Source organism: Geodermatophilus sp. SYSU D00879 (assembly GCF_054050375.1).
On sequence record NZ_JBJGZF010000021.1, the window covers coordinates 33,493 to 58,248 of the forward strand.

A 24,756-nucleotide genomic window follows, 5' to 3' on the forward strand; every position below is an offset into this window, starting at 1 on the left:
ACGGGGTAGTGGGGCGTCCGGTTCCCGAACTGGAGGTGCTCGATGACGAGTGTGTCCAAGCCGGCAGAAGCGCCCGGCGCCATCCGCAGTCTCATCCCCGCACGGATCGACCGGCTGCCCTGGTCGCCGTTCCACACCCGCATGGTGGTGGCGCTGGGGACGGCCTGGATCCTCGACGGGCTGGAGATCACCGTCGCCGGCGCCGTCGTCGACCGGCTCACCGAGCCCGAGACGCTCGGGCTCTCGGGGACCCAGGTCGGGCTGATCGCGACCGTCTACCTCCTCGGGGAGGTCGCCGGGGCGCTGTTCTTCGGCCGGCTGTCGGACAAGCTCGGCCGGCGCAACCTCTTCATGATCACGCTCGCCGTCTACCTGATCGGCAGCGGGCTGACCGCCTTCACCCTGGGCAACGGGGTCGGCTGGGTCGGCTACCTCTACGTCACCCGGTTCATCGCCGGCATGGGCATCGGCGGCGAGTACGCGGCGATCAACTCCGCGATCGACGAGCTGATCCCCGCGAAGTACCGCGGCCGGGTCGACATCATGGTCAACGGGACCTACTGGGCCGGCGCGATCCTCGGGACCCTGGGGACGTTCATCCTGCTCAACGCGATGGAGCCCAGCGTGGGCTGGCGCATCGCCTTCCTCCTCGGCCCGGTGCTGGGCCTGGTCATCCTCGTCGTCCGGCGCCACCTGCCGGAGAGCCCGCGCTGGCAGGTCATGCACGGCCGCGAGCGCGAGGCGGAGGAGTCCATCTCCTTCATCGAGCGGGAGGTCGAGCAGGGCGGCCGGACGCTGCCCCGCGTCGACGAGAGCCAGGCCATCGAGCTCAAGCCGTCGCAGGACATCGGCTACGCGGCGCTCACCCGGGTGCTGTTCAGGGAGTACCCGTCCCGCGCGATCTACGGCGCGACGCTGATGATCACCCAGTCGTTCCTCTACAACGCGATCTTCTTCACCTACGTGCTGGTGCTCGGCACCTACTACGACGTCGACTCCGGCGACGCGCCGCTGTTCCTCATCGCCTTCGCCGTCGGCAACCTCGCCGGGCCGTTCCTGCTCGGGGACCTGTTCGACACCGTGGGCCGCAAGAAGATGATCGCGGGCACGTACGTCCTGTCCGGGGTGCTGCTGGCGATCACCGCGTTCCTGTTCAACGCCGGTGCGCTCAACGCCTTCACCCAGACGATCGCCTGGTCGGTCATCTTCTTCTTCGCCTCGGCCGGCGCGAGCTCGGCGTACCTGACCGTCAGCGAGATCTTCCCGCTGGAGGTCCGGGCCAAGGCCATCGCGGTCTTCTTCGCGATCGCGCAGTGCTTCGGCGCCCTCGGCCCGGTCGTCTACGGGTCGCTCATCGGCGACGGCTCCGAGCCCGTCCGGCTGTTCTGGGGCTACATCCTCGGCGCCGCCGTCATGGTGCTCGGCGGCATCGTCGCGGCGGTCCTCGGCGTCTCCGCCGAGGGCAAGTCCCTCGAGGACATCGCCACCCCGTTCGCGGCGCGCCAGCCGGGCACCCGCGCGGAGGGGTCGGCCCGGCCGCGGTACTGACGGCCCGGTACTGACGGCTCCCGCGAGCGGACGCGGCGGGCGGGGAGGAGGGTGCGGACGTGCCCTTCGACCCGCCCGCGGGCGTGCTCAGCACCGCCGGAGCCGGCGGCTGGACGCTCGTCAAGCCGCTCACCTACCACGGCGACCGTGACACCTTCGTCGTCCCGGCGGGCTTCCGCACCGACCTCGCGTCCGTGCCGCGGCCGGTGCGGTGGCTGGTCCCGGAGTCCGGGCGGTACACGCTGGCCGCGGTGCTGCACGACTGGCTGTGCCACGAGGGCATCGCCACCGGCGCGGTCACCGCGCGGCAGGCCGACGGTGTCTTCCGCCGGGCGATGCGCGAGGCCGGCGTCCCGGTGCTGCTGCGCTGGCTCATGTGGACCGGCGTGCGCTGGGGCGCGCTGACCGATCCGCAGCGGCGGCGCGGCTGGCCGGTCAGCGCCCCGGGCGTGCTGGCGATCACGGCGCCGGCGGCGCCGCTGGTGCTGCCGCCGTCGCTGCTGGCCGTGCCGGCCCTGCTCGTCTACGCCGCCGCGGAACGGCTGGTGTCCGGCGACTCCGGGGTCCGCCCGTGGAGCCGCCGGCGTCACTGATCGTTCAGAGATGCAGGGTTCCGGAATCGGTGCCGCTCGGCCAGACTCCGGGCGGGACGCGGGCGGACCGCCTGTGTCCGTCCCCGGTGACCACAGGAGATCCTGCATGTCCCTGCCCGTCCTGCGCCGCGCGACGGTGGCCGCGGCCGTGACGACGACGATGACCGGCCTGGTCGTCGCCGCCGCACTCGCACCGGCCAGCGCCGCGCCCCGCGCTCCCGGCGTCAACGACCGGCAGGCGCCGGTCGACGTCCAACTGCTGGCCCTCAACGACTTCCACGGCGCGCTGGAGGCCCCGTCGGGGTCCGGCGGCCGCGTGCAGACCGGCCCCGACCCCGACGGCAGCGGCCCGCTCGCCGCTCCCACGGTCAACGCCGGCGGCGTCGAGTACCTCGCCACCCAGCTCCAGCAGCTGGCCGCTGCGCAGCGGCAGGGGAACACGGTCACGGTCGCGGCCGGCGACCTCATCGGCGCCTCGCCGCTGCTGTCGGCCGCCTTCCACGACGAGCCGACCATCGAGGCCCTCAACCTGGCCGGCCTGGACTACGCCAGCGTCGGCAACCACGAGTTCGACGAGGGCTCGGCCGAGCTGCTGCGCATCCAGAACGGCGGCTGCCACCCGGTCGACGGCTGCGCCGACGGGACCCCCTACGAGGGTGCGGACTTCCAGTACCTGTCGGCCAACGCCTTCGTGACCGCGACCGGGCAGCCGCTGCTGGAGCCGTACGCGGTCCACGAGGTCGGCGGCGTCCGCATCGGCTTCATCGGCATGACCCTCGAGGGCACCGAGCAGATCGTCAGCCAGCAGGGCGTCGCGGGCCTGGACTTCGCCGACGAGGTGGAGACCGCCAACCGCTACGCCGCCGAGCTGCAGCGCCAGGGCGTCAAGTCGATCGTCGTGCTCCTCCACGAGGGCGGTACCCAGAGTGGCCCGGACGCGTGGAACGTCGACCAGTGCAACGGCCTGACCGGCCCGATCGTCGACATCGCCAACGGCATGTCCGACGACATCGACGTCGTCGTCAGCGGCCACACCCACCAGGCCTACAACTGCCTCATCGACGGCAAGGTCGTCACCAGCGCGGGCAGCAACGGCCGGCTGGTCACCGACATCGACCTGCAGATCAACTCGCGCAGCGGCGACGTCATGCGCGACCGGACGCGGGTCGACAACGTCATCGTGCAGCGGACCGTCGCGGCCGACCCGGCGCAGACCGCGCTCATCCAGCGCTACCGCACCGCCCTCGGACCCATCGCCACGCGGGTCGTCGGCACCGCCGCCACGGACATCACCCGGGCGCCCGACGCCCAGGGCGAGACCCCGCTGGGCAACCTGATCGCCGACTCGCAGCTGGCCGACACCCGGGACGAGGGCGCCGTCGCGGCGTTCATGAACCCCGGCGGTGTCCGCGCCGACCTGGGGGCCGGGGACATCACCTACGAGGAGGCGTTCACGGTGCAGCCGTTCGCCAACAACCTCGTGACGCTGGACCTCACCGGCGCCCAGCTCGACTGCGTCCTCGAGCAGCAGTACGCCCGCACCGGCAACCCGGTCGTGCTGCAGCCGTCGTCGACGGTGAACTACGTCGTCGACCCGGCGGCACCGGCGGGCTCGGCCACGGACCCGTGCAGCGGGTCCCGGGTGAACGCGCTGGCGATCGGCGGTGTCGCCGTCGTCCCCACCCAGGTCTACCGGGTCACGGTGAACAACTTCCTGGCCGGCGGTGGTGACGGGTTCACCCAGCTCACCAACGGCACGAACGCCGTCACCACCTCGATCGACCTGGACGCGTTCACGGCCTTCCTCACGGCGAACCGGCCCGTGACCGCACCGGCGACCGACCGGATCGACCCGGTCGCCTGATCCCCGCACCACCCCGTCCCGGCGGCGGTCCCCACCCGTGGGGCCGCCGCCGGCGCGCGTCCGGGGCCGTCCTGCGCCAGGCTCGCGGCATGACCGACACCTCCGGCCCGCCGTTCCGCGCCGACCACGTCGGGAGCCTGCTGCGCCCCGCGTCGCTGCTCGAGGCCCGCGCCCGGCACGCCGCCGGGGAGATCGACGACGCCGAGCTGCGCGGGATCGAGGACGAGGCGATCGCCGACGTCGTCCGGCTGCAGCGCGACGTCGGCCTGCGCACCGCCACCGACGGCGAGTTCCGCCGCGCCTCGTGGCACATGGACTTCATCTACGCCATCGGCGGCATCAGCAAGGTGACCGGCGAGGACATCGTCGTCCACTTCAAGAACGCCGACGGGACGATCGACTTCACCCCGGCGGGGCTGCACGTCGACGGCCCGCTGTCGATCGGGGAGCCGATCTTCGGCCGCGACTTCGCCTACCTGCAGAGCCAGGTGTCCGAGGGGCAGACGGCGAAGCTGACGATCCCCTCGCCGTCGATGGTCCACTACCGCGGCGGCGCGGCCGCGATCGACCCGGCGGTCTACCCCGACGAGGACGCGTTCTGGGACGCCCTGTCGGCGGCGTACACGCAGCAGGTGCGCGGGGTGGCCGCGCTGGGTTGCCGCTACCTGCAGCTCGACGACACAAGCCTGGCCTACCTCAACGACCCCGCCCAGCGCGCCGAGCTCGCCGCCCAGGGCCGGGACGCCGAGCACCAGCACGAGCGCTACATCCGGCAGATCAACGCCGCGCTGGCCGACCGGCCCGAGGGCCTCACGGTCACCACCCACATGTGCCGGGGCAACTTCCGCTCCTCCTGGGTGGCCGAGGGCGGCTACGACTTCGTCGCCGAGGCGCTGTTCGGCGGCCTGGAGGTCGACGGCTTCTTCCTCGAGTACGACGACGCCCGCTCCGGCGGCTTCGAGCCGCTGCGGTTCGTCCCGCCGGGCAAGCGGGTCGTCCTGGGCCTGGTGACGACGAAGCGGCCGGAGCTGGAGAGCAGGGACGCGCTCAGGCGGCGGATCGACGAGGCCGCGCGGTACGTGCCGCTGGAGCAGCTGGCGCTCTCGCCGCAGTGCGGCTTCTCCTCGACCGTCGAGGGCAACGCGCTGACCCGCGACGAGCAGGTGGCCAAGCTGGCACTGGTCGTCGAGGTCGCCCAGGAGGTCTGGGGCTACGCCTGAGCCGGCACCGGGTCGCTGCCGCCGGCGCCCGGGCGGCAGCGGCGCAGCCGGTCGAGGGTCAGCCACAGCCCGCGCAGCGCGCCGTGCGTCCGCAGCGCCTCCAGCCCGTAGGTCGAGCAGGTCGGCGTGAAGGGGCACACCGGTGGGCGGGTGGGGCTGACCCGCTCGCGGTAGGCGACGACGAGCCGGACCGGCCAGCGCGCCGCCCACGGCGTCCCGGCCGGCGCCGGGGTGACCAGCGCCGCGGGCAGCGCCAGCCAGAGCAGGGTGAACAGGCCGATCGCGTCGCAGCCGTCCGAGCAGCCGTCCCAGCCGTCGCAGGAGTTGCGGGACGAACGGGCGGAGCGGCGGCGACGGCGGGTGCACCCCGGGCGGCTGGTCACGGCGGGGCATCGTGCAGGCCGCCGCCGGACCGGGGAACGGGTTGCTGCACGGGTCGGGCACGCAACGTCTCGTCCCGCGCGTCCCACCCGTCCGCGCCGCCCCATGCGTGGTCCGGTGCCGCGCCCGGGTTGCCGACCCTGGGGACAGGCCCCACGCCCGCGGGGCCCGTCCGACAGGAGGCCCCGATGTCCGACCCGCAGCCCGCGCCGTCACCCGGCCGCCGCTCCCGCCGGCTCACCGAGCTGCGTGCCGGGATGTCGGTCCTGGGCAGCGCGGCCGCCGACCTCGGCGTCGGCAGCCAGCCCGACGTCCGCGTGCTGCCCGACGGGCGGCTGTGGCTCGACGAGCTCGAGATGGCCGTGTCCGCCGCCGACGTCTACCAGGCCGCCCGCGGGCTGGTCGCCGCCCAGCTCGACGCCATCGCGCACGTCTCCGGCCGCCCGGTCGAGGACCACGCGCTGGCCTGGCTGGTCACGCTGCAGACCAACGAGGTCATGGTGGCGATGGAGGACGAGCCCGCCGTCGACGACGCCGCCTGACACCCACCCGCGCGGCGCCCCGGTCAGCGCAGCGCCCGCGCGACCGCCTCCTCCGCCCGCCGCCGGGCCGAGCCGTCCCCCTCGACCAGCGCCGACAGCACGGACCCGTCGACGAGGGTGACCAGGGTCCCGACGTCGGCGCCCGGGCGCCCGCACCGGTCCAGCAGGTCGGTCAGGGCGGCGTCGGTCCGGGCGCGCGCGTCCCGCAGGAGCGGGCGCAGCGCGGGGTGCCGGCCGCAGGCGAGGAAGCGCTCGTAGAGGGACAGCAGCTCCTCGTCGTCGTCCCGGCCGGCGCCCAGGACGACGTCGACGACGTGCCGGGCCGTCGCGGACGCCGACCGCGGACGGCGGGGGAGTGCCGCGACCAGCTCCTCCGCCCGGCCGGTCTCCTCGGCCAGCAGGGCCCCGACCGCCGCCGCCCGCAGCTCGTCGAGCGCGCCGAAGTGGTAGGTGATCGTGCCCAGCGGGATGCCCGACACCGCGGCCACGGCCCGGTGGGTCAGCGCGTCGGGGCCCCCGTCGGCCACCACCCGCGCCGCCGCCGCGGCGATGGCCGCGCGCCGGGCCGCGCCCCGGGCGGTCGGGGAGGCCATCAGTGCGCCGCCGACGGCGCCAGCTGCAGGGCGACGACGCCACCGAGGATCAGCAGGATCGCGACGATCCGCACGGTGGTGACCGGGTCGCCGAGCAGCCACATGCCGACCACCGCGGTGCCGCCCGCGCCGATCCCGGTCCAGACCGCGTAGGCCGTGCCGACGGGCAGCGTCCGCAGGGCCGCGGAGAGCAGCAGGAAGCTCGCCGCGGCGCAGGCCACGAAGGCGATCGACCACCACAGCCGGGTGAAGTTCTCCGACTGCTTGAGCGAGACGGCGAAGGCGGTCTCGAACAGGCCGGCGACGACCAGCAGGACCCAGGCCACGGCGCTCTCCAGGAGTGGTACGGACGTACGGGAGAAACCGTACGCCCGTACGGGATCTGGTGCTCTCGCCGTGAGCCTCCGCACAGCCGGGATGCGGCGCGGCCGCGTCCGCATTGCTCCCAGACGTGCCGAACCCCTGGGGACTCACGCGCCGGCGTGAGCTGGACAACTGCCGGATGACGACCGCGGGCTGTTGACGCCGCACCCGCCCGCCGTCCCCTCCCGAAGAACCCCGAAAGGCACCTCAGTGCTCGCACGTCTCCGCCGCGTCCCGTTCGCGGCGCAGGTCCTCCTCGCCCTCGTGGTGGGCGTCGCGCTCGGCCTCGTGGCCCGCGACCTCGGCCCCGTCGCCGACGGGACGCCGAACTGGCTCACCAGCACCCTGCAGACCGTCGGCCAGACCTTCGTCACGCTGCTCAAGGTCCTGGTCCCGCCGCTCGTCGTCACCGCGGTCATCGTCAGCATCGCCAACCTCCGCCAGGTCTCCAACGCCGCCCGGCTGGCCGGCCAGACCCTGCTGTGGTTCGCGATCACCGCACTGATCGCCGTGTCCATCGGCATCGGCCTGGGCCTGCTCACCCAGCCCGGCCGCAACAGCAGCGTCGACGCCGCCGCCCAGGCCGCGCCCGAGACCACCGGCTCCTGGTGGGACTTCCTCACCGGCCTGGTGCCGGGCAACGTCCTCGGCCTGCAGGCCTCGGCGGGCGACGACGGCTCGATCGGCCTGTCGTTCAACGTCCTGCAGCTGATCGTGCTGTCGGTGGCGATCGGCGTCGCGATCCTCAAGGTCGGCGAGCCGGCCGAGCCGTTCCTCGGCCTGGTCCGCTCCGCCCTGGCCGTCGTCCAGAAGCTCCTGTGGTGGGTCGTCCTGCTGGCCCCGATCGGCACCGTCGGCCTGATCGGCAACGCCGTGGCCACCTACGGGTGGGACTCGCTCGGCTCCCTCGGCGTCTTCGCCGGATCCGTCTACGCGGGCCTGGCGCTGGTGCTGTTCGTCGTCTACCCGGTGCTCCTCCGCCTGCACGGCCTCTCGCCGCTGCGGTGGTTCGCCGGCGCCTGGCCGGCCATCCAGCTCGCCTTCGTCTCCCGGTCGTCGATCGGCACGCTGCCGGTGACCGAGCGGGTCACCGAGCAGAACCTGGGCGTGCCGCGGTCCTACGCCTCCTTCGCCGTCCCGCTCGGGGCGACGACGAAGATGGACGGCTGCGCCGCGATCTACCCGGCGCTGGCAGCGATCTTCGTGGCGCAGTTCTTCGACGTGCCGCTGTCGCTCACCGACTACCTGCTCATCGCGCTGGTGTCGGTGGTCGGCTCGGCCGCCACCGCCGGCGTCACCGGCGCGGTGGTCATGCTGACGCTCACGCTGTCCACGCTGGGCCTGCCGCTGGCCGGCGTCGGCCTGCTGCTGGCGATCGACCCGATCCTCGACATGGGCCGCACCGCGGTGAACGTCGCCGGCCAGGCGCTGGTCCCGACGATCGTCGCCCGGCGCGAGGGCATCCTCGACCTCGAGCGGTTCCGCACCGGCGCGGCGTCCGTCCCGGTCGCCGCCGAGACCGGTGGCGTCGACGCCGACCTGCGGCAGCCCGCCACCGCCTGACCCGACCGGTCCTCCGACGGGCCGGGACCCCGCACGCGGGGTCCCGGCCCGTCGCCGTCGTCGGGGTCCCGTGACACGATCCGGTGATGGAGGACCTGCTGCGGAGACCGGGCGTCCTCATGACCCGGCGCGGGGTCGACGCCGCGCGGGCCTTCGAGATCCTGCGCGAGGCCTCCGTGCGTTGCAACCGCGAGCTCCGCGACATCGCCGACGGCATCGTCGAGTCGGTGCAGACACCCCGGCAGTAGGCGGTGCCGGTGCCCGCCCGCCGCTCCGACGTCCGCCGGGCCGCCGGCCTGGCCGTGCTGCTCGCGGCCTGGAACGACCTCCTCGTGCCGCGGCTGCCGCAGCAGGCGTACGCGCCGGTGAACGCCGCGGCCACCGCCGCGCTGCTGGTGGCCGCCCGCGCGGGCGGGGTGTCCTCGGCCGAGCTCGGCCTGGACCCGCGGCGGCTGCGGTCCGGTGCCCGGTGGGGCGGGGCCTGCGCCGCGGTGGTCGGCGCCGGCTACGCCACCGGTCTCGCCGTCCCCGCCCTGCGGCCGCTGCTCGTGGACGCCCGCGTGGCGGGGCTGGGCGCGCGGGGACTGGCCGCCCGGGTGCTGGTGCGCATCCCGGTCGGCACCGTGCTGTGGGAGGAGGTCGCCTTCCGCGGCGTGCTGCCCCCGGTGCTGCGGCGGGTGCTGCCCCCGGGGCGCGCGACCGGCGCGGCGGCGGCCCTGTTCGGCCTGTGGCACGTGGCGCCGACCCTGGAGGGGCTCACGCTCAACGGGCGGGGCGCGGACCCGGTGCGCAGGGCCGGCGCGGTCGCCGCGGCCTGCCTCGGCACGGCGGGCGCGGGCGCGCTGTTCACCTGGCTGCGCGAGCGCAGCGGCAGCCTGCTGGCGCCCGCGCTGCTGCACCTGGCCGCCAACGACCTCGGGGTGCTCGCGGCCGCGGCGGCGGGCCGTCGCTGAGACGGCGGTCGGCGGCGACCGGGCCCACCGGCATCACCGTCCCGATCCGGAACGGCCCGGTGTGGTCCCCCCCTCGGTCCGGGTACGGGGTCGGCGCCCTGAGCCACGGGGCGACCCACCTCCCTCCGGAGGACCCGTGCCCGTGCCGCCCTCCCTCCGTCCCGCCGGTCCCGCTCCGCGACGGGTCTGGACCGACGTGCCCGCCCTCGGCACCCGGGTGCACGCCCGGACGTGGCGCTCCGGCGAGGACGCGGGCCGGACCCCGGTCGTGCTGCTGCACGGGCTGGGGCTGTCCAGCCGCTACCTCGTGCCGCTGGGGCGGCGCCTGGCCGCGCTGGGCCACGACGTCGTGGCGCCCGACCTGCCGGGCTTCGGCCGCTCGCCCCGGGACCCGCGGCTGCGCCGGCCCGGCGGGCCCGACGTCGCCACGCAGACCGGGCACCTGCTCGCCTGGCTGGACGCGGTCGGCATCGCCCGGGCGCACGTCGTCGGCAACTCGATCGGCGCGCAGGTCGGCGTCGAGCTCGCCGCCCGTCACCCGGAGCGCGTGGCGCGGCTCGTGCTGTCCGGCCCCACCCCGGACCCGCGGTACCGCCGGCCGTGGCAGCAGTACCCGCAGGTGCTGCGCAACCAAGTCTTCGAGGTGCCCACGCTGCAGCCGGTGATGCAGGTCGAGTACCTGTCCACGGGCGTGGCCCGGATGGTGCAGCAGCTGGTCCGCAGCTCCGGCGACCCGGTCGAGCGGCGGCTGCCCGACGTCGTCGCCCCGACCCTGGTGGTGCGCGGCCGGCACGACCGGACGCTGACCCAGGCGTGGGCCGAGCAGGTCACCCGGTTGCTGCCCGACGGCCGGCTGGTCGTGGTCGAGGGCGCGGCGCACAACGCCCACTGGTCGGCGCCGGACGTGACCGCCCGGCTGGTGGAGGTCTTCCTCTCCGGGGAGCTGGACCGCCGCGAGCCGATCGACGACGACGTGGTGATCCCGCGCTCCCGGCCCGGTGACCCGCTCGCCCCGGCCCGGCCGCTGCCGCCCCGGGCGCACGCCGTCCTCGACGTGGTGAGCACGCTGGCGCTGCTCGTCGTGCCCTGGACCCGGCCCTGGGGGCCGCGGACGCGGGCGCTGCTGGCCGCCTCCGGCGCGGCGGGGCTGGCCGACACGCTGCTCACCGACCACCCGGGCGGGCTGCTGCGCGTGCTGCCGCTGCCGGTCCACCTCAACCTCGAGGCGGCGGCCGGCCAGCAGTTGCTGCTCGCCGCCGCCACCTGGCTGCGCGGCGAACCGGTGGCCGGCCGGTGGGCCGCCGCCGTCCAGGGGACCTACGACCTGCTGCGGGCCGCGACGGCGCAGGCGCCCGCGGGGCCGGCCCGGCTGGTCCCGGCCGGGCGCTGACCGGACCCCGGTCGTTCCGGGTCGGGCTCGTCCGGGACGGGAGGGGCGGCACGGCCGGGTGCGGCCCGGCTCCTCCCCGGGACCCGCGGCCGCGGACGCCGGGCGGGTGCCGCGGCGTCACCGGGTCGCGGGCGCGCCCCCGCCGGTCAGGACCTCGGACAGACCGGTGAGGTCGAGCAGCCGCCGGGCCGACCCGCCGGGCGGCAGCACGACCTCGAGGTGGCCGCCCGCCGTCCGGGCGGCCTCGAGCAGCAGGCCGGCGCCGACGCTCGCGACGAAGCCCAGCCGGGTGAGGTCCAGCAGGAGCGGCCGGCCGTCGGTGACCTCGGCGAGCAGCGCCGTCCGGACCTCCGTGACGCCGGCGAGGTCCAGGTCGCCGGCCAGCTCCAGCCGGCGGCCGTAGGGCTCGTCCTCGGCCCGCAGGACCGCGGGGGCGCCCGCCGCCGCGACGGACCCCGGGGCCGGCGGCGGCACCGGGCCCGGTGGCGCCAGCCGGAACCGCAGTGCGGTGCCACCCGGGCCGGGGAGGACGTCGACACCGCCGGCGAGCGCCGCGATCATGTCCAGCCCGCGGCCGCGGAAGCCGCGGTCGGCGGCCGCGGGCTGCCAGGTGCCGCCGTCGGTGACGGTGGCCGCCACCCCGCCGTCGGGGTCGGCGACGAGCTCGACCAGCACGCGGCCCGGCTCGGTCGCGTCGCGGTAGGCGTGCTCGACGGCGTTGGCCGCGGCCTCCCCGACCGCCAGCTGCAGGTCCCCGGTGGCGTCGGGGGACAGCGCGGCCTCGCCCGCCCACCGGGACACCTCCCGCCGCAGCCGCGCCAGCTGCAGGGGGTCGGCGGGCAGCTCGAGGCGCAGCGGAGCGGGGTGCAGCCGGGCGGCGAGCACGGCGACGTCGTCGTCGGCGCCGTGGCCGCCGCCGAGCAGGTCGGTGAGCACGCCGTCGACCAGCGCCGGCAGCGGCGCCGTCGCCCGCGCCCCGGCCGCCGCCGCCAGCCGCGCGAGGCCCTCGTCGAGCAGGCTGCCGCGCCGCTCGACCAGCCCGTCGGTGTAGAGCAGCAGGGTGGCGCCGGCGGGCAGGACGCTGACCGTCTCCGGCCGCCGGCCGGTGCCGGCCACGCCGAGCGCCGGACCGTGCCCGCCGTCGAGCAGGACGGCCGACCCGTCGGGGGCGACCAGCAGCGGCGGGGGGTGGCCGGCGGTGCTGGCGGTGAGCCGGCCGGTGGCCGGGTCCAGGACCAGGCAGGCGACGGTGGCCAGCGCGGCGCCGTCGATCCGCCCGGCGAAGCCGTCGAGCAGCTCCAGCGCCCGCGCCGGCCCCTCCCCGGTGAGCAGCACGCCGGACAGCGCGCTGGACAGGCGGCCCATCACCGCCGCCGCCGAGGCGCCGTGCCCCACCACGTCGCCCACGACCAGCGCCGTCCGCTCGCCGGGCACGGGCACCACCTCGTGCCAGTCGCCGCCGGCGGACGTGCCGGTGACCGCCGGCAGGTAACGGGCGGTCACGGTCAGCCGGTCGGAGGTGGGCAGGCGGGCGGGCAGCAGGCTGCGCTGGAGCGTGTCGGCCATCTCCCGGCGCACGTCGGCCAGCGCGGCCCGCTCCAGCGCCCCGGCGACCTGCCCGGCGACGGTGAGCAGGAACGCGCGCTCGGCGGCGTCGAAGGCCCGCGGCCGGTCGAACACCACCGCCACCGCGCCGACCAGGCGGGGACCGGCCAGCAGCGGCAGCGACGCCGTCGCCTGGGTCCCCGGCCGCAGGAACGGCTCCATCTCCGGGTAGCCGGCCACCAGCGCCTCGCGGTCGGGCAGCCACACCGGGCGGCGGGTGCGGGCGGCCTCGGCCAGCGGGGCCGGCGCGGACAGCCGGATGGTGCTGAACCCGGCGGTCCACCCGGGGGAGTCGCCGTGGACGTCGACGGTGTGCAGCAGGCCGTCCTCGCCGAGGGCGCACACCGCGACCACCGCCGCGCCCAGCGACTCGTGCAGGCGCGCGGTGAGCTCGGCGCCGGCCTCCGCGGCGGTGCCGGCGGCGGCCAGGGCCACGGCGAGGTCGTGCAGCTGGCGCTGCCGCTCGGCGAGCCGCTCGGCGGCCACCGTCGTCGCGACCAGCCGGCCGAGGTCGCCGGCGAGCGCCCGGTCCGCGTCGTCGAAGCGGCGGCCGGGGTCCGCGACGGCCAGGGACAGCAGCCCGACCCGCTCCCCGCCGGTCACCAGCGGCACCACCAGGCGGGGGCCGACCGGGAGCGGGTCGGTGGGCAGCCGGGCCGGCGCGCGGCCGGTGGCCTCGTCCCGCAGCGCCTCGGTCACGGTGCCGACGACGAACGGCTGCCCGGCCTCCACGGACGGGCGCAGCTCCTCGGGGACGACGAGCAGGGGCACGCCCGTGAGGCCCGGGGCCGCGTCGGCGGGGGCGGCCGCGACGATGCTGTGGCGGTCGTCGTCGCCGCGCAGCCACACCAGGGCCCGGTCGGCGAGCTCCTCGACGGCGAGGGCGGCCACCGCGGCCAGCCGGTCCTCCACCGCCCCCGGGGCGGCCAGCGCCGCGGCGGCGGCGGCCAGCAGCTCCGCGGCCCGCTCCCGGCGCCGGGCCTCGGTGACGTCGAACAGGACCGCGTGCAGCGTGCGGGCGGTGCCGTCCTCGTCGCGGGCGACGTGGCCGAGGTGCTGCAGCCACACCCACCGGCCGTCGGCGCTGCACACCCGGTAGGTCAGCGTGAAGTCCACGGCGCCGGCGTCCACCTCGCGGCGCACCCGGTCCAGCACCTCGTCGCGGTCGTCGGGGTGCAGGATCCGCGACCACAGCCCCTCGTCGGCCAGCCACCGCGAGGCCGGGTAGCCGAGCAGCTCCTCGGCCCGCTCGTTGACGAAGGTGAGCCGCAGCGTGGCCGGGTCGCGCTCCCACACGATCGCGTTGAGGCCCGCGACGGTGGCCTGCAGCCGGGCCACGCTCGCCTCCGCGGCCCGCCGGGCGATCTGTTCCGCGATCCGGCGGGCGGCCTGCGCGGCGAGGGCGGTCTCGGTGGCGCGCCGCTCGGTGACGTCCAGGAGGCTGCCGCGGACCAGCCGCCGCTCGGGGTCGGGCAGCCGCAGCAGGGTGACCTCGCACGGGACGTCGGTGCCGTCGGCGCGGCGGTGGGTCCAGTCGAAGCGGGGCCGCTCGCCGGCCAGCGCCCGCTCCAGCTGCGCCGCCGACGCCTCCCGCGAGGACCGCCCGTCGGGCTGCTCCGGCGGGCTGACCTCGGCCGGCCCGACCTGCAGCAGCTCGGCCCGGCTCATGCCGAACAGCTCCTCGGCGGCCCGGTTGACCGTGACGAACCGGCCCGTGTCGAGGTCGAGGATCACGACGGCGTCGGGGGCGTACTCCACCAGCGCCCGGTACCGCCGCAGCTCCGCGCGGTCGTCGTCGGCGCCGCCAGTGTCGGTCGGGGCCCTGCCGGGCCCGGTGCCCGGCGCGTCCCGCGGTTGCGGGGTGTCCCCGTCCGGCGGCTCCACCGTCCGGCCCGGCTCGTGCCCGTCCATCGTCGACGCGTCCACCACGTCTCCCGTTCCCCCGGGGGTCGTCCCGTGGCTCGAGTCGGCCGACGGCATTGTCCCGCCGTCGACGTCATCTGCGAAGCCCCGGGTGGGACCCGCCGTCCGCCCCCACCATCGGCGGCCGCGGGTGCGGACCGGTCCGGTCCGTGGGCGACGGGGACGCCGCGCTCCCGGCGGTCGACGGGCCCCGACTGGCGGAGCTGGGGGCCGGGCGTAGCGTTCATCGGGACATCCCGTAGGGGCGCTCGTCGTCGCCGAGGCCAGCAGGTGGACCTCGCCCCTCCTACCGAAGTGTCAGAGTGTCCGGACGGATGTCGGAGCAGCCGGCGCAGCCGGACGCCGCCCAGAAGTGAGCGTTCCTCCGCCCGCGATTGCCCGCACCGCGCTGCCCCCAGAGCCTGCCGGAAAGGTCCATCGCACCTCCGCCACGGCGACAGGAACCGTGATGACAACCCCACGACAGGCAGAGCCCGCCCTCGACCGGCGGTCGCTGCGCAAGCTCATGGCCGCAGGGCTCATCGGGAGCTCGATCGAGTGGTACGACTTCTTCATCTACGCCACTGCGGCGGCGTTGGTGTTCGGTGAGCTGTTCTTCCCCGACGCTTCTCCGCTCGTCGGCACGTTGCTGGCCTTCAGCACCTTCTGGGCCGGCTTCATCGCCCGACCCATCGGTGGCCTGGTCTTCGGCCACTTCGGGGACAAGGTCGGCCGCAAGCCGGCCCTCGTCACGTGCCTGATCTTGATGGGATCGGCGACCTTCCTCATCGGCCTGCTGCCGACGGCCGACTCGATCGGCATGCTCGCGCCGATCGCGCTCGTCGTGCTGCGCTTCCTGCAGGGCATCGCGGTCGGCGGACAGTGGGGCGGGGTCATCCTCCTGCTCACCGAGAACGCCGGGCGGGACCGCCAGGGGCGCGCGGGCACCTTCGGGCAGATGGGCGTCCCCATCGGCGTCATCCTGGGCAACGTCGTCTTCCTGGCGGTGAGCGCCGCGGTGAGCCCCGAGGCCTTCATCTCCTGGGGCTGGCGCATCCCCTTCCTGGCCAGCGCCGTGCTGCTCCCCGTGGTCATGTTCATCCAGCTGCGGGTCGAGGACACCCCGGTCTTCCGTCAGCTGCAGGAGCACCACGACCGCGCAGGTCACACCGAGGTGGCGCAGGCACCGCTCACGGAGGTGGTGCGCAAGCACCGCCGGCCGGTGCTGCTCGGGGCGGGACTGCTGTTCGGCACCAACGCGATCTTCTACATCAGCATCGCCGGAGTCCTGGACTACGCCACCCGCGACCTCGGCATCGAGCGCGACGACCTGCTCACCATCACGCTCCTCGCCTCGGCGCTCTCCGTGTTCGTCATCTACTTCAGCGGGAGCGTGTCGGACCGGATCGGCCGCCGGCCTCCCATCCTGCTGGGCGCGGCGATCATCGCCCTGTGGGCGTTCCCGTTCTTCTGGCTCATCGACACCGGGTCGCTGCCACTGATCTTCCTGGCGCTCGTCGGCGGGCTGATCGGGTCCTCCCTCACCTACGGTCCCCTGGCCGCCTTCCTGGCCGAGTTGTTCGAGCCGCGGATCCGCTACTCGGGGGCCTCGTTGGCCTATCAGCTGGCCGCCATCCTGGTGAGCGGGGCCACACCGTTCCTCATGACCGCGCTCCTGGCGGCCACGGGCTCGTCGGCCTCGGTGTCGGCCTACATCTTCCTCATGGGCGTGATCACGTTCGTCTCAGCGCTCGTCCTGCGCGAGACCCGCACCAAGGACGAGATCCGCGGCAGGACCGGCACCCGGGGGACGGCGTTCAGGACCGAGAACGCCCCGCGGCCCCGCAGCTGACGGTGACTGCGGTGACGCCGTGCGGCCGACCGTGATGGGTTGCCGCCCGTTGCGGAGGCCGCCGGCCCCGGCCGGACGGTGAGACACCTGCGGAACCTCCCGGTCCCACAGCCCGCCGTCACGGCGTGACGGCCGTCCCCGGGGACAGGTCACGAGCGACGCCGGACACCGTCGGGGCGGTGCTGCAGTCACGCTGCCAGCACGGTGATCGTCCGCGCTGGGAGCAGATCGAGCGCACGAGAAGGGCCGGTGACCTGTCCGTGCAGGTCACCGGCCCCTCGGGCGCAGCGGGTGGATCAGATGTCGTAGTACATGGCGAACTCGTGCGGGTGCGGGCGGAGGCGGATCGGGTCGATCTCGTTCTCCCGCTTGTACTCGATCCACGTCTCGATCAGGTCGGGCGTGAAGACGCCGCCGTCGATCAGGTACTCGTGGTCGACCTCGAGCCGGTCGAGGACGGCGTCCAGCGACGCCGGGACCTTCTCGATGCCCAGGGCCTCCTCGGGCGGCAGCTCGTAGAGGTCCTTGTCCACCGGCGCCGGCGGCTCGATCTTGTTCTTGATGCCGTCGAGGCCGGCCATGAGCATCGCCGAGAAGGCGAGGTAGGGGTTGGCCGACGGGTCGGGCACGCGGAACTCGATGCGCTTGGCCTTCGGGTTGTCGCCGGAGATCGGGATGCGGCAGCAGGCCGAGCGGTTGCGGGCCGAGTAGACGAGGTTGATCGGGGCCTCGTAGCCCGGCACCAGGCGGTGGTAGCTGTTCACCGTCGGGTTGGTGAAGGCCAGCAGCGACGGGGCGTGGGCCAGCAGGCCGCCGATGTAGTGGCGGGCGGTGTCGGACAGGCCCGCGTAGCCGGTCTCGGCGTGGAAGAGCGGCTCGCCGTCCTTCCAGAGGCTCTGGTGGCAGTGCATGCCCGAGCCGTTGTCGCCGAACAGCGGCTTGGGCATGAAGGTGACGGTCTTGCCCGCCTGCCAGGCCGTGTTCTTGATGACGTACTTGAACAGCATCAGGCTGTCGGCGGCGCGCAGCAGGGTGTCGAACTTGTAGTTGATCTCCGCCTGGCCCGCGGTGCCGACCTCGTGGTGGCCGCGCTCGAGCTCCAGCCCGACGTTGGTCAGGTTGGTCATCATGTCGGCGCGCAGGTCGCTGTAGTGGTCGTAGGGCTCGACCGGGAAGTAGCCGCCCTTGGCGCGGGTCTTGTAGCCGAGGTTCGGGCCGACGCCGTTCTCCCCGGTGGCGGAGCCGGAGTTCCAGGCGCCCTCGACCGAGTCGATGTGGTAGTAGCCCTCGTTGATCCCCGTGTTGTGGCGGATCGAGTCGAAGATGTAGAACTCCGCCTCCGGGCCGAAGTAGGCGGTGTCGGCGATCCCGCTGCTGGCGAGGTACGCCTCGGCCTTCTTCGCCACGTTGCGCGGGTCGCGGCTGTAGGCCTCGCGCGTGATCGGGTCGTGGATGAAGAAGTTGACGTTCAGCGTCCTGCTCTTGCGGAACGGGTCGAGGAAGGCGCTGTTGGCGTCGGGCAGCAGCAGCATGTCCGACTCGTTGATCGCCTGGAACCCGCGGATCGACGACCCGTCGAAGCCGAGGCCGTCGGAGAAGGTGTCCTCACCGAACGCCGACGCCGGGATGGTGAAGTGCTGCATGACGCCGGGCAGGTCGCAGAAGCGCACGTCGACGTACTCGACGTCGTTGTCGCGGATGTAGGCGGCGACCTCGTCGGGACTGGTGAACATCGATCCTCCGGTATGGGGCGGACAGCCGACTCGCAAGCTATGGCCGGGGAGTTGCCCCGGGGTGTCCCGCCTGTTTCAGGGCGGTAACAACGGCTCCGGCGTGTCGCACCGGGCGCCGTCGCGCGCGAGCGGCCGGGCGTGCGGCGGGCGGGTCCTACGCTGGTGGGCATGGTCAGGGACGCACAGCCACCCTCTCAGGAGCGTCGGCGGGGTGCGTCGCTGGGCCTGCCGGAGAGCGGGCCCGGGTCGCTGGCGCCCTTCGGCACCCGGGTGCTGGCGTTCCTGGTCGACGCCTTCCTCTCCGCCGTCGTCGCGGGGCTGTTCACCGCCCCCGACCTGCCGGGCAACTGGAGCCTGCTGTCGTTCGCGGTGGTCTACGTCGTGTTCCTCGTGGCGGTCGGGCAGACGCCGGGGATGCGGCTGCTGGGCCTGCGGCTGGCGCACCCGCGCCCCGCGTCCCGGCTGGCGCTCTGGCGCGCCGTCGTCCGCACCGGGCTGCTGATGCTGCTGGTGCCCGCGCTGGTGGTCGACGCCGACGGCCGGGGGATGCACGACCGGCTCACCGACACCGCCGTCGTCCTCGACCGGTGATCGTCCGCCGCGAGCGGCCGGCCGACGCCGCCGCCGTCGACGCGGTGCACCGGGCGGCGTTCCCCACCGACGTCGAGGCCCGGCTGGTGGGGGAGCTGCGCGCGGACGCGGGCTTCCTGCCGCACCTGTCGCTGGTCGCCGTCGACGGGGACGACGTCGTCGGGCACGTGCTCGCCACCCGCGGGTGGATCGAGCCCCTCGGCGCCCCGGTCCTCGGGCTGGGCCCGCTCGGCGTGCGTCCCGACCGGCAGGGGAGGGGCGTCGGGACGGTGCTCGTGCACGCACTGGTCGCCGTCGCCGAGGCCGCGGGGGAGCGCCTCGTGGCGCTGCTCGGCGACCCGGGCTTCTACGCGCGGGCCGGCTTCGGGCGCGCCTCGGACCTGGGCGTCGAGCCGCCGGACCCCGCGTGGGGCGCACACTTCCGGGCCCGCCGGCTGGCCGGCCCCGAGCAGCGCGGCACCTTCCGCTACGCGGAGCCCTTCGGCCGGCTGTGACGGACTCCCTGCACGGGGCCGCCGCGAGCGTGCGAGCGGTGAGGGGCAGGGAGGTCCTTCCTCAGCGGCGGCGGACCTGCCGCTGGCTGACCGTCATCTGCCGGCCGCCGGGCAGCGGGCCGCCGGGGACGGGCGGGCGCGCGCCGCCGAGCGCGGCCAGCCGCCGGCCGAGGGTGTTGACCTCACCGGCGGACAGGTTGCGGGGCAGCTTCATCACGTGGGCGCTGAGCTTGCGGAGGGGGACCTGCCCCTCCTCCTCGCCGACGGTGACGTCGTAGATGGGGGTGTCGCCGACGACGCGGGCGATGCGCTTCTTCTCCTGCGCCAGCAGGCCGCGGACGCGGACCGGCGAGCCCTCGCCGACCAGGACGACGCCCGGGCGGCCGAGCACCCGGTGCACCGCGTCGAGCTGGGCGGTGCCGGCGACCCCGGCGGAGACCCGCCAGTCACCGCGCATGCCCTCGAGCACCCACGCGGCGGCGCCGGGCTGGCCCTCCACCTGGCGGTAGGCCGAGCCCTGCGCGCGGCGGCCGAAGACGATCATCGCCGCGAGCACGCCCAGGACGACCGCGATCGGCAGGAACAGGAACGGCGCCCCGAACAGGATGGCCACCAGCTCGACCACACCGGCCACCGCCACGAAGGCGATGAGCATGTACCACGGCAGCTTGGGGTCGTTCTTGCGCGTCAGCGAGTAGGCCTGCTTGATCATGCGGACCTGGTTGCCGACCTTCTTCAGCCGGCCGACCTTCGGCTCGCCGTCCTTGCCGGTCTTGGCGGGCTTGCCCGCCTTCCCCGCCGCGGTGGCACCGCCCGTCGACCGGCCGCGCCCCGCGGCGGGGCCCCGGCCGGCGTTGCCGGCGGGAGCGGGGGAGTCTGTGGGCTTGCTGCGTGCCATGTCCCCAGGATAGGGGCGTCGCGCCACGGTCCCGGGGAGCCCGCGGGGCGGTCAGCCCCGAGTGGTGAGACCGCGGGCCTCGACGGCCTGCTGATAGAGCCGCCCGGCCCGGTAGGAGCTGCGCACCAGCGGCCCGGCGAGCACGCCCGGGAAGCCGATCTCCTCCGCCTGCTGCTGGAAGCCGACGAACTCGTCGGGCTTGACCCAGCGGACGACGGGGTGGTGCCGCGGCGAGGGCCGCAGGTACTGCGTGATCGTCAGCAGGTCGCAGCCGGCCTCGTGCAGCGCGCGCATGGTCTCGACCACCTCGCCGGGCTCCTCGCCCATGCCGAGGATGAGGTTGGACTTGGTGACCAGCCCGGCCTCGCGGGCGGCGGTGATCACCGCGAGGGACCGCTCGAAGCGGAAGCCGGGGCGGATGCGCTTGAAGATCCGCGGCACCGTCTCGACGTTGTGCGCCAGCACCTCCGGCCGGGAGGAGAACACCTCGGCCAGCTGGTCGGGGTCGGCGTTGAAGTCGGGGATGAGCAGCTCGACGCCGCAGCCGGGGACGGCGGCGTGGATCTGGCGGACGGTCTCGGCGTAGAGCCACGCGCCGCCGTCGGGCAGGTCGTCGCGGGCGACGCCGGTGACGGTGGCGTACCGGAGCTGCATCGTCGCGACGCTCTCGGCGACGCGGCGGGGCTCGTCGGCATCGAACTCGGCCGGCTTGCCGGTGTCGATCTGGCAGAAGTCGCAGCGCCGGGTGCACTGGTCGCCACCGATGAGGAAGGTGGCCTCCCGGTCCTCCCAGCATTCGTAGATGTTGGGGCAGCCGGCCTCTTCGCAGACGGTGTGCAGGCCCTCGCGGCGGACCAGCGACTTGAGCTCGGTGTACTCCGGGCCGGTCTTCAGCCGGGTCTTGATCCACTCCGGCTTGCGCTCGATCGGGACCTGGCTGTTGCGCACCTCCAGGCGCAGCAGCTTGCGGCCCGAGGGACCGATCCGGGACGGCTCGGAGGTACTGGTCGCCACCGTCTCGCTCATGATCCCCACCGTACTCCCGGACGGCGATCGCCCCCGCCGCCTCGAGGGCAGCGGGGGCGATCGGGGTGCGAGTGCCGGGCCGTCAGGCCTGGCCGGCGGCGGGCCCGGCGGTCGGGCCCTCGTCCGCCCCGCCGCCGCTGGTGAACGGCTCGGGCGCGGTCTGGGTCGGGTCGGTGGCGCCGGCGTCGTCGTCGCCGGCGACGTTCTGGGCATCGCGGATGCCCATGTCGGACTCGGGCGGCGCCGAGTCACCGGCGACGAACATCGCGTCGGAGACGGTCTTGCCGGACTCGTCGTTGCTCGGGGAGCTGGGCACGGGGTCCTCTCGGTAGCTCGGCACGGGCCCGTCGCCGGCGGGCGCCGGCGTCCACGGGTCCTCGGTCTTGCGGCGCAGGAACGAGAACGCCGCCGCGCCGACCGCCAGCGCGAGGAGCACCCACGGCCAGCGGCGCGGCCCGGAGTCCGTACCCACCTTCCGCTTCGCCTGCGCAGCCTTCCTCGCGGTCTTCCGCGTGGCCGTGCGCGTGGCCTTCCGGCCGGTCCTCGCGGCGCCGCCGACGAGCTCCGCGCGCCGGTGCTCGAGCTCGCCGAGGGCGGTGCCGACACCGGCGACCAGGCTGTCGCGGGCGTTGCCGAGAGCCGGGACGACGGTGTCCTTCGCGGCGGCCACCCGGGGCGCGACCTCGGTGGCGAGCGCCTTGCGGGTGGCGGCCGAGGCGGCCTCCACCCGGGGCGCGAGCTCCGCGGCGGCCTTGGCGGCGGCGGCACCGGCGGCGGTGAGCGCCGAGGTGAGCGCCGGGCCGGCGGACTCGCGGGCGGCGACCACGCGCGGGGTCAGCGCGTCGACGGCGGCGTCGACGCGCTCGCGGGCGGCGTCGAGGACGGGGTTGGCGGCCTCGCGGGCGGCCACGACGCGCGGGGTGAGCGCCACGACGGCGGCGTCGACGCGCTCGCGGGCGGCGTCGAGGACCGGGCTCGCGGCGACGCGGGCGGCGTCCACCCGCGGGGTCAGGGCCTCACGGGCGGAGGCGACGGCGGGCGCGGCCACCGCCACGGCGGCGGCGACCCTCGGGGCGGCCGCCTCGCGCGCGGCGTCCACGCGGGGGGCGAGTTGCTCCGCGGCGGCCCGGCCGGCCTCCGTGACGGCGGCGCCGAGGTGGCTCAGCCCCTCCTGGAACTCGGCCCCGATGACCTGGCCGCGGGACTGTGTGACCGGGCCGCGGGACTGTGTGCGGGACACGGGATGCACCTCCGGGTTGATCGACTCCGGCCATCCTGCCCGCTCCGGCGGGAAGGCACATCCCCGGGAACCACCGTCCCGTGCGCTCAGGCCGGGCGGAGCAGCCCCGAACGGTGGGCGGCCAGCCAGCGCAGCAGGTCGGGAACCGGCATGGGCCGGGCGACGGCGTAGCCCTGGGCGACGTCGCAGCCCAGCGCGGCCAGCCGGGCGGCGGTGCTGAGGTCCTCGACGCCCTCGGCGACCAGGCTCAGGCCCAGGTCGTGGGCGAGCGCGACGGTGTGCCGCACGATCGCGGCGGCCCGCTCGTCGCGGTCGACGTCGGCGGTGAGGCTGCGGTCGAGCTTGAGCTCGTCGGCGGGCAGCCGGCGCAGGTAGGCCAGCGAGCTGTAGCCGGTGCCGTAGTCGTCGATGGAGGTGCGCACGCCCAGGCGGCGCAGCTCGCCGAGCACCGTGCGGCCGCGCTCGGGGTCGGCCATGAGGGTGTCCTCGACCAGCTCCAGGGTCAGCGCGGCCGGCGGCAGCCCCCGCCGGGCCAGCTCGGCGGCGACCTTGCCGGGCAGGTCGAGGTCGGCGACGTTGGCCGCGGACAGGTTCACCGACACGGGCACCCGGTGCTCGTCCCACCAGCGGGCGACCGCGTCCAGCGAGCGCTCGAGCACGGTGTCGGTCAGCGGGCGCAGCAGGCCGGCCTGCTCGGCGGCGGGCAGCACCTGGGCGGGGCCGAGCAGCCCGCGCCCGGGGTGGTGCCACCGCAGCAGCGCCTCGACGCCGACGACGCGGCCGTCGTCCATGGCGACCTGCGGCTGCAGGTGGACGTCGAGCTGGTCCTCGACCAGCGCGGTGCGCAGCTCCTCCATCGTGCGCAGCCGCTCGCCCGAGCCGCTGGTCGGGTCGGGGACGTAGACGTGCACGCCGGTGCGCTCGGTCTTGGCCGCGTACATCGCCACGTCGGCGCAGCGCAGCAGCTCCTGGACGTCGTCGGCGGGGACCGGGGCGGTCGAGACGCCGATGCTCACCCCCACGTGCAGCCGGATGCCGTCCACCTCGAACGGCCGCCGCAGCAGGTCGTGGACGACACCGGCGCGCTCGGCGGCGGTGTCCAGGTCGACGGCGGGCAGCAGCACGGCGAACTCGTCGCCGCCGAGCCGGGCGAGCACCTCCCCGGGCCGCAGCCCGGGGGCCACCCGCGGGCCGACCTGGCACAGCAGCTGGTCGCCGGCGCCGTGCCCGAGGCTGTCGTTGACCTCCTTGAACCCGTCGAGGTCGAGCAGCAGCAGCGCGGCGGGGGAGGCGGTGGTCGCCGCGGCGACGACGCTGCGGGCGCGCTCGAGCAGGGCACGCCGGTTGGGCAGGCCGGTGAGCTCGTCGGTGCGCGCCTCCTGCCGGACCACCGCGAACGTCCGCACCTCGCGGAAGGTGACCGCGGTGCGGGCCAGCGCGGCGAGCACGCAGCCGACGGCCAGCCACCCGGCGCTGTCGGGCAGGTCGTCGCCGTAGCCGGCGGCCAGCACGGCGAGGGCGGCGAGCGTGCCGGCCAGCGGCAGCGCGACCAGCCGCCAGGTGATGCGCACGCCCTCCTGCCCGGCGACGCGCCGCGGGTCGCCGGTGGTGCGCCACGCGGCGACGGCGGCCAGCAGCACGCCGGCCTGCCACACCAGCTCCAGCGGCCCGCCGTCGGCGTAGCGGCCCTCGGCGCTCAGCACGAACAGGGAGGCGTCGGCGACGCAGAACAGGGCGATCGCCCCGGCGATGGTCAGCAGGGTGCGGTCCAGGTGCACGCCGAGGATGGCGCTGACGCCGACCAGCAGGGACAGCAGCAGCACGTCGGCGCCGGGCCAGGTGAGCTGGGCGACCGAGACGTGGCTGCTGTCGGTGAGGTAGGGCCCGAGCAGGAACCCGGTGCCGACCGCGGTGGTGCCCAGGGCGGCGACGACGCCGTCGAGCCACATGCTGGGCAGGAACCGCGCGACGCGGGCGCGGATGAGCACGAACAGCGCGACGTAGAGGCTGCCGTAGGCGACGGCGACGCAGGTGTCGGCCACGGGGGCCGGCGTGGTGCCCGCCTGACCGGTCTCGACGATGCGCGCGACGTTGCCCGCAGCGCCGACGACGAGCGAGGTGGCCAGCGCGCGCCAGGCGAGGCCCTCGCGGGGGGCCTGCCGGGCGGTCAGCCAGCAGGCGGCGCCGGCCGCCAGCCAGGACAGGTGGTAGAGGACGACGTCGTAGAGGACGTCCCAGGCCTGACCGGGCGGGCGCGGGCCGACGCCGGTGGCGAAGAGGGCAGCGGCGAGCGCCGCGACCACCACGAGGGGGCCGGGGGGGGGGGGGGGGGCGGGCCGGCCGGTCGCCGGTTATTGCCACCCGCCCAGCGAAAACTTCACTTACACGACCCCGTGCCATATCTC

Annotated in this window: 21 protein-coding genes; 12 read left to right on the forward strand and 9 right to left on the reverse strand. The window is 75.4% G+C overall.

The genetic code is table 11. The annotated features are described in order from the left end of the window. Positions 1-42: 42 nt before the first annotated feature. The 4 genes from ACI79B_RS20600 to ACI79B_RS20615 all read left to right on the forward strand — a co-directional run bounded on the left by ACI79B_RS20600 (position 43) and on the right by ACI79B_RS20615 (position 5,225). Positions 43-1,548, forward strand: a complete 1,506-nt coding sequence (locus ACI79B_RS20600; protein WP_456930313.1) for an MFS transporter — start codon at positions 43-45, stop codon at positions 1,546-1,548. 59 nt (positions 1,549-1,607) lie between these two features. Next, a complete protein-coding gene (locus tag ACI79B_RS20605; RefSeq protein ID WP_456930312.1) occupies positions 1,608-2,141 on the forward strand; it encodes a DUF1353 domain-containing protein in 534 nt (177 codons plus the stop codon). A gap of 106 nt (positions 2,142-2,247) precedes the next feature. Next, positions 2,248-4,005 carry a bifunctional metallophosphatase/5'-nucleotidase gene (locus ACI79B_RS20610; protein ID WP_456930311.1) on the forward strand — a complete coding sequence of 586 codons (1,758 nt, stop codon included), beginning with the start codon at positions 2,248-2,250 and terminating at the stop codon, positions 4,003-4,005. An 89-nt stretch (positions 4,006-4,094) separates the two neighbouring features. Beyond that, positions 4,095-5,225, forward strand: coding sequence for a 5-methyltetrahydropteroyltriglutamate--homocysteine S-methyltransferase (locus tag ACI79B_RS20615; protein WP_456930310.1), 1,131 nt, complete (start codon positions 4,095-4,097; stop codon positions 5,223-5,225). Here the strand turns inward: ACI79B_RS20615 and yidD are convergent. Continuing rightward, the gene (yidD, locus tag ACI79B_RS20620) at positions 5,216-5,608 is read right to left on the reverse strand and encodes a membrane protein insertion efficiency factor YidD (protein ID WP_456930309.1); all 393 of its coding nucleotides are present in this window, start codon (positions 5,606-5,608) and stop codon (positions 5,216-5,218) included. The two genes, ACI79B_RS20615 and yidD, sit on opposite strands and share 10 nt — an antisense overlap. A 186-nt stretch (positions 5,609-5,794) precedes the next feature. Here yidD and ACI79B_RS20625 point away from each other — a divergent pair, with 186 nt between their 5' ends. Beyond that, complete coding sequence (locus ACI79B_RS20625; protein ID WP_456930308.1) at positions 5,795-6,148, forward strand: hypothetical protein; 354 nt, start codon at positions 5,795-5,797, stop codon at positions 6,146-6,148. Between the two features lie 23 nt (positions 6,149-6,171). Here the strand turns inward: ACI79B_RS20625 and ACI79B_RS20630 are convergent, their stop codons facing one another. Next, the gene (locus tag ACI79B_RS20630) at positions 6,172-6,741 is read right to left on the reverse strand and encodes a TetR/AcrR family transcriptional regulator (RefSeq protein ID WP_456930307.1); all 570 of its coding nucleotides are present in this window, start codon (positions 6,739-6,741) and stop codon (positions 6,172-6,174) included. After that, complete coding sequence (locus tag ACI79B_RS20635; RefSeq protein WP_456930306.1) at positions 6,741-7,067, reverse strand: DMT family transporter; 327 nt, start codon at positions 7,065-7,067, stop codon at positions 6,741-6,743. Before ACI79B_RS20635 ends, ACI79B_RS20630 begins: the two co-directional genes overlap by 1 nt. A 247-nt stretch (positions 7,068-7,314) precedes the next feature. On the opposite strand from ACI79B_RS20635, the gene ACI79B_RS20640 reads away from it, so the two are divergent. From ACI79B_RS20640 to ACI79B_RS20655, 4 genes are all read left to right on the forward strand, one after another. Next, positions 7,315-8,667 carry a dicarboxylate/amino acid:cation symporter gene (locus tag ACI79B_RS20640; protein ID WP_456930305.1) on the forward strand — a complete coding sequence of 451 codons (1,353 nt, stop codon included), beginning with the start codon at positions 7,315-7,317 and terminating at the stop codon, positions 8,665-8,667. 86 nt (positions 8,668-8,753) lie between these two features. Next, complete coding sequence (locus tag ACI79B_RS20645) at positions 8,754-8,915, forward strand: ANTAR domain-containing protein (protein WP_456930304.1); 162 nt, start codon at positions 8,754-8,756, stop codon at positions 8,913-8,915. 9 nt (positions 8,916-8,924) lie between these two features. Continuing rightward, complete coding sequence (locus ACI79B_RS20650) at positions 8,925-9,620, forward strand: CPBP family intramembrane glutamic endopeptidase (protein WP_456930303.1); 696 nt, start codon at positions 8,925-8,927, stop codon at positions 9,618-9,620. A 196-nt stretch (positions 9,621-9,816) separates the two neighbouring features. Then, positions 9,817-11,010 (forward strand): alpha/beta fold hydrolase, encoded by a 1,194-nt coding sequence (locus ACI79B_RS20655; RefSeq protein WP_456930302.1) that lies wholly within the window; start codon positions 9,817-9,819, stop codon positions 11,008-11,010. Positions 11,011-11,127: 117 nt separating this feature from the next. Here the strand turns inward: ACI79B_RS20655 and ACI79B_RS20660 are convergent, their stop codons facing one another. Next, positions 11,128-14,541 (reverse strand): SpoIIE family protein phosphatase, encoded by a 3,414-nt coding sequence (locus ACI79B_RS20660; protein ID WP_456930301.1) that lies wholly within the window; start codon positions 14,539-14,541, stop codon positions 11,128-11,130. A gap of 445 nt (positions 14,542-14,986) precedes the next feature. Here ACI79B_RS20660 and ACI79B_RS20665 point away from each other — a divergent pair, with 445 nt between their 5' ends. Continuing rightward, on the forward strand, positions 14,987-16,369 hold the full coding sequence (locus tag ACI79B_RS20665) for an MFS transporter (RefSeq protein ID WP_456930300.1): 1,383 nt from the start codon (positions 14,987-14,989) through the stop codon (positions 16,367-16,369). A gap of 296 nt (positions 16,370-16,665) precedes the next feature. Here the strand turns inward: ACI79B_RS20665 and glnA are convergent, their stop codons facing one another. Beyond that, entirely contained in the window at positions 16,666-18,102 is a 1,437-nt protein-coding gene (gene glnA, locus ACI79B_RS20670) for a type I glutamate--ammonia ligase (RefSeq protein WP_456930299.1), read from the reverse strand. A 168-nt stretch (positions 18,103-18,270) separates the two neighbouring features. Between glnA and ACI79B_RS20675 the strand changes: the two genes are divergently transcribed. Together ACI79B_RS20675 and ACI79B_RS20680 are read left to right on the forward strand one after the other, a co-directional pair. Beyond that, positions 18,271-18,693 carry an RDD family protein gene (locus tag ACI79B_RS20675; protein WP_456930298.1) on the forward strand — a complete coding sequence of 141 codons (423 nt, stop codon included), beginning with the start codon at positions 18,271-18,273 and terminating at the stop codon, positions 18,691-18,693. Further along, a complete protein-coding gene (locus ACI79B_RS20680; RefSeq protein ID WP_456930297.1) occupies positions 18,690-19,187 on the forward strand; it encodes a GNAT family N-acetyltransferase in 498 nt (165 codons plus the stop codon). Before ACI79B_RS20675 ends, ACI79B_RS20680 begins: the two co-directional genes overlap by 4 nt. A 61-nt stretch (positions 19,188-19,248) precedes the next feature. Here the strand turns inward: ACI79B_RS20680 and ACI79B_RS20685 are convergent, their stop codons facing one another. From ACI79B_RS20685 to ACI79B_RS20700, 4 genes are all read right to left on the reverse strand, one after another. Beyond that, complete coding sequence (locus ACI79B_RS20685; RefSeq protein WP_456930296.1) at positions 19,249-20,085, reverse strand: DUF4191 domain-containing protein; 837 nt, start codon at positions 20,083-20,085, stop codon at positions 19,249-19,251. Positions 20,086-20,136: 51 nt separating this feature from the next. Continuing rightward, positions 20,137-21,111, reverse strand: coding sequence for a lipoyl synthase (gene lipA / locus ACI79B_RS20690; protein ID WP_456930295.1), 975 nt, complete (start codon positions 21,109-21,111; stop codon positions 20,137-20,139). 82 nt (positions 21,112-21,193) lie between these two features. Then, positions 21,194-22,351: a hypothetical protein gene (locus ACI79B_RS20695; RefSeq protein WP_456930294.1), complete on the reverse strand. Its 1,158-nt coding sequence runs from the start codon at positions 22,349-22,351 to the stop codon at positions 21,194-21,196. Between the two features lie 86 nt (positions 22,352-22,437). Continuing rightward, positions 22,438-24,657, reverse strand: a complete 2,220-nt coding sequence (locus ACI79B_RS20700) for a putative bifunctional diguanylate cyclase/phosphodiesterase (protein WP_456930293.1) — start codon at positions 24,655-24,657, stop codon at positions 22,438-22,440. Between the last annotated feature and the right edge of the window lie 99 nt (positions 24,658-24,756).

Bases quoted from the DNA above. Each gene is read 5' to 3' on its own strand.
- ACI79B_RS20665 (WP_456930300.1), top strand. From the start codon at position 14,987: ATGACAACCCCACGACAGGCAGAGCCCGCCCTCGACCGGCGGTCGCTG.
- ACI79B_RS20615 (WP_456930310.1), top strand. From the start codon at position 4,095: ATGACCGACACCTCCGGCCCGCCGTTCCGCGCCGACCACGTCGGGAGC.
- ACI79B_RS20645 (WP_456930304.1), top strand. From the start codon at position 8,754: ATGGAGGACCTGCTGCGGAGACCGGGCGTCCTCATGACCCGGCGCGGG.
- glnA (WP_456930299.1), bottom strand. From the start codon at position 18,102: ATGTTCACCAGTCCCGACGAGGTCGCCGCCTACATCCGCGACAACGAC.
- ACI79B_RS20600 (WP_456930313.1), top strand. From the start codon at position 43: ATGACGAGTGTGTCCAAGCCGGCAGAAGCGCCCGGCGCCATCCGCAGT.
- ACI79B_RS20630 (WP_456930307.1), bottom strand. From the start codon at position 6,741: ATGGCCTCCCCGACCGCCCGGGGCGCGGCCCGGCGCGCGGCCATCGCC.
- ACI79B_RS20610 (WP_456930311.1), top strand. From the start codon at position 2,248: ATGTCCCTGCCCGTCCTGCGCCGCGCGACGGTGGCCGCGGCCGTGACG.
- ACI79B_RS20625 (WP_456930308.1), top strand. From the start codon at position 5,795: ATGTCCGACCCGCAGCCCGCGCCGTCACCCGGCCGCCGCTCCCGCCGG.
- ACI79B_RS20685 (WP_456930296.1), bottom strand. From the start codon at position 20,085: ATGGCACGCAGCAAGCCCACAGACTCCCCCGCTCCCGCCGGCAACGCC.
- ACI79B_RS20675 (WP_456930298.1), top strand. From the start codon at position 18,271: ATGGTCAGGGACGCACAGCCACCCTCTCAGGAGCGTCGGCGGGGTGCG.
- lipA (WP_456930295.1), bottom strand. From the start codon at position 21,111: ATGAGCGAGACGGTGGCGACCAGTACCTCCGAGCCGTCCCGGATCGGT.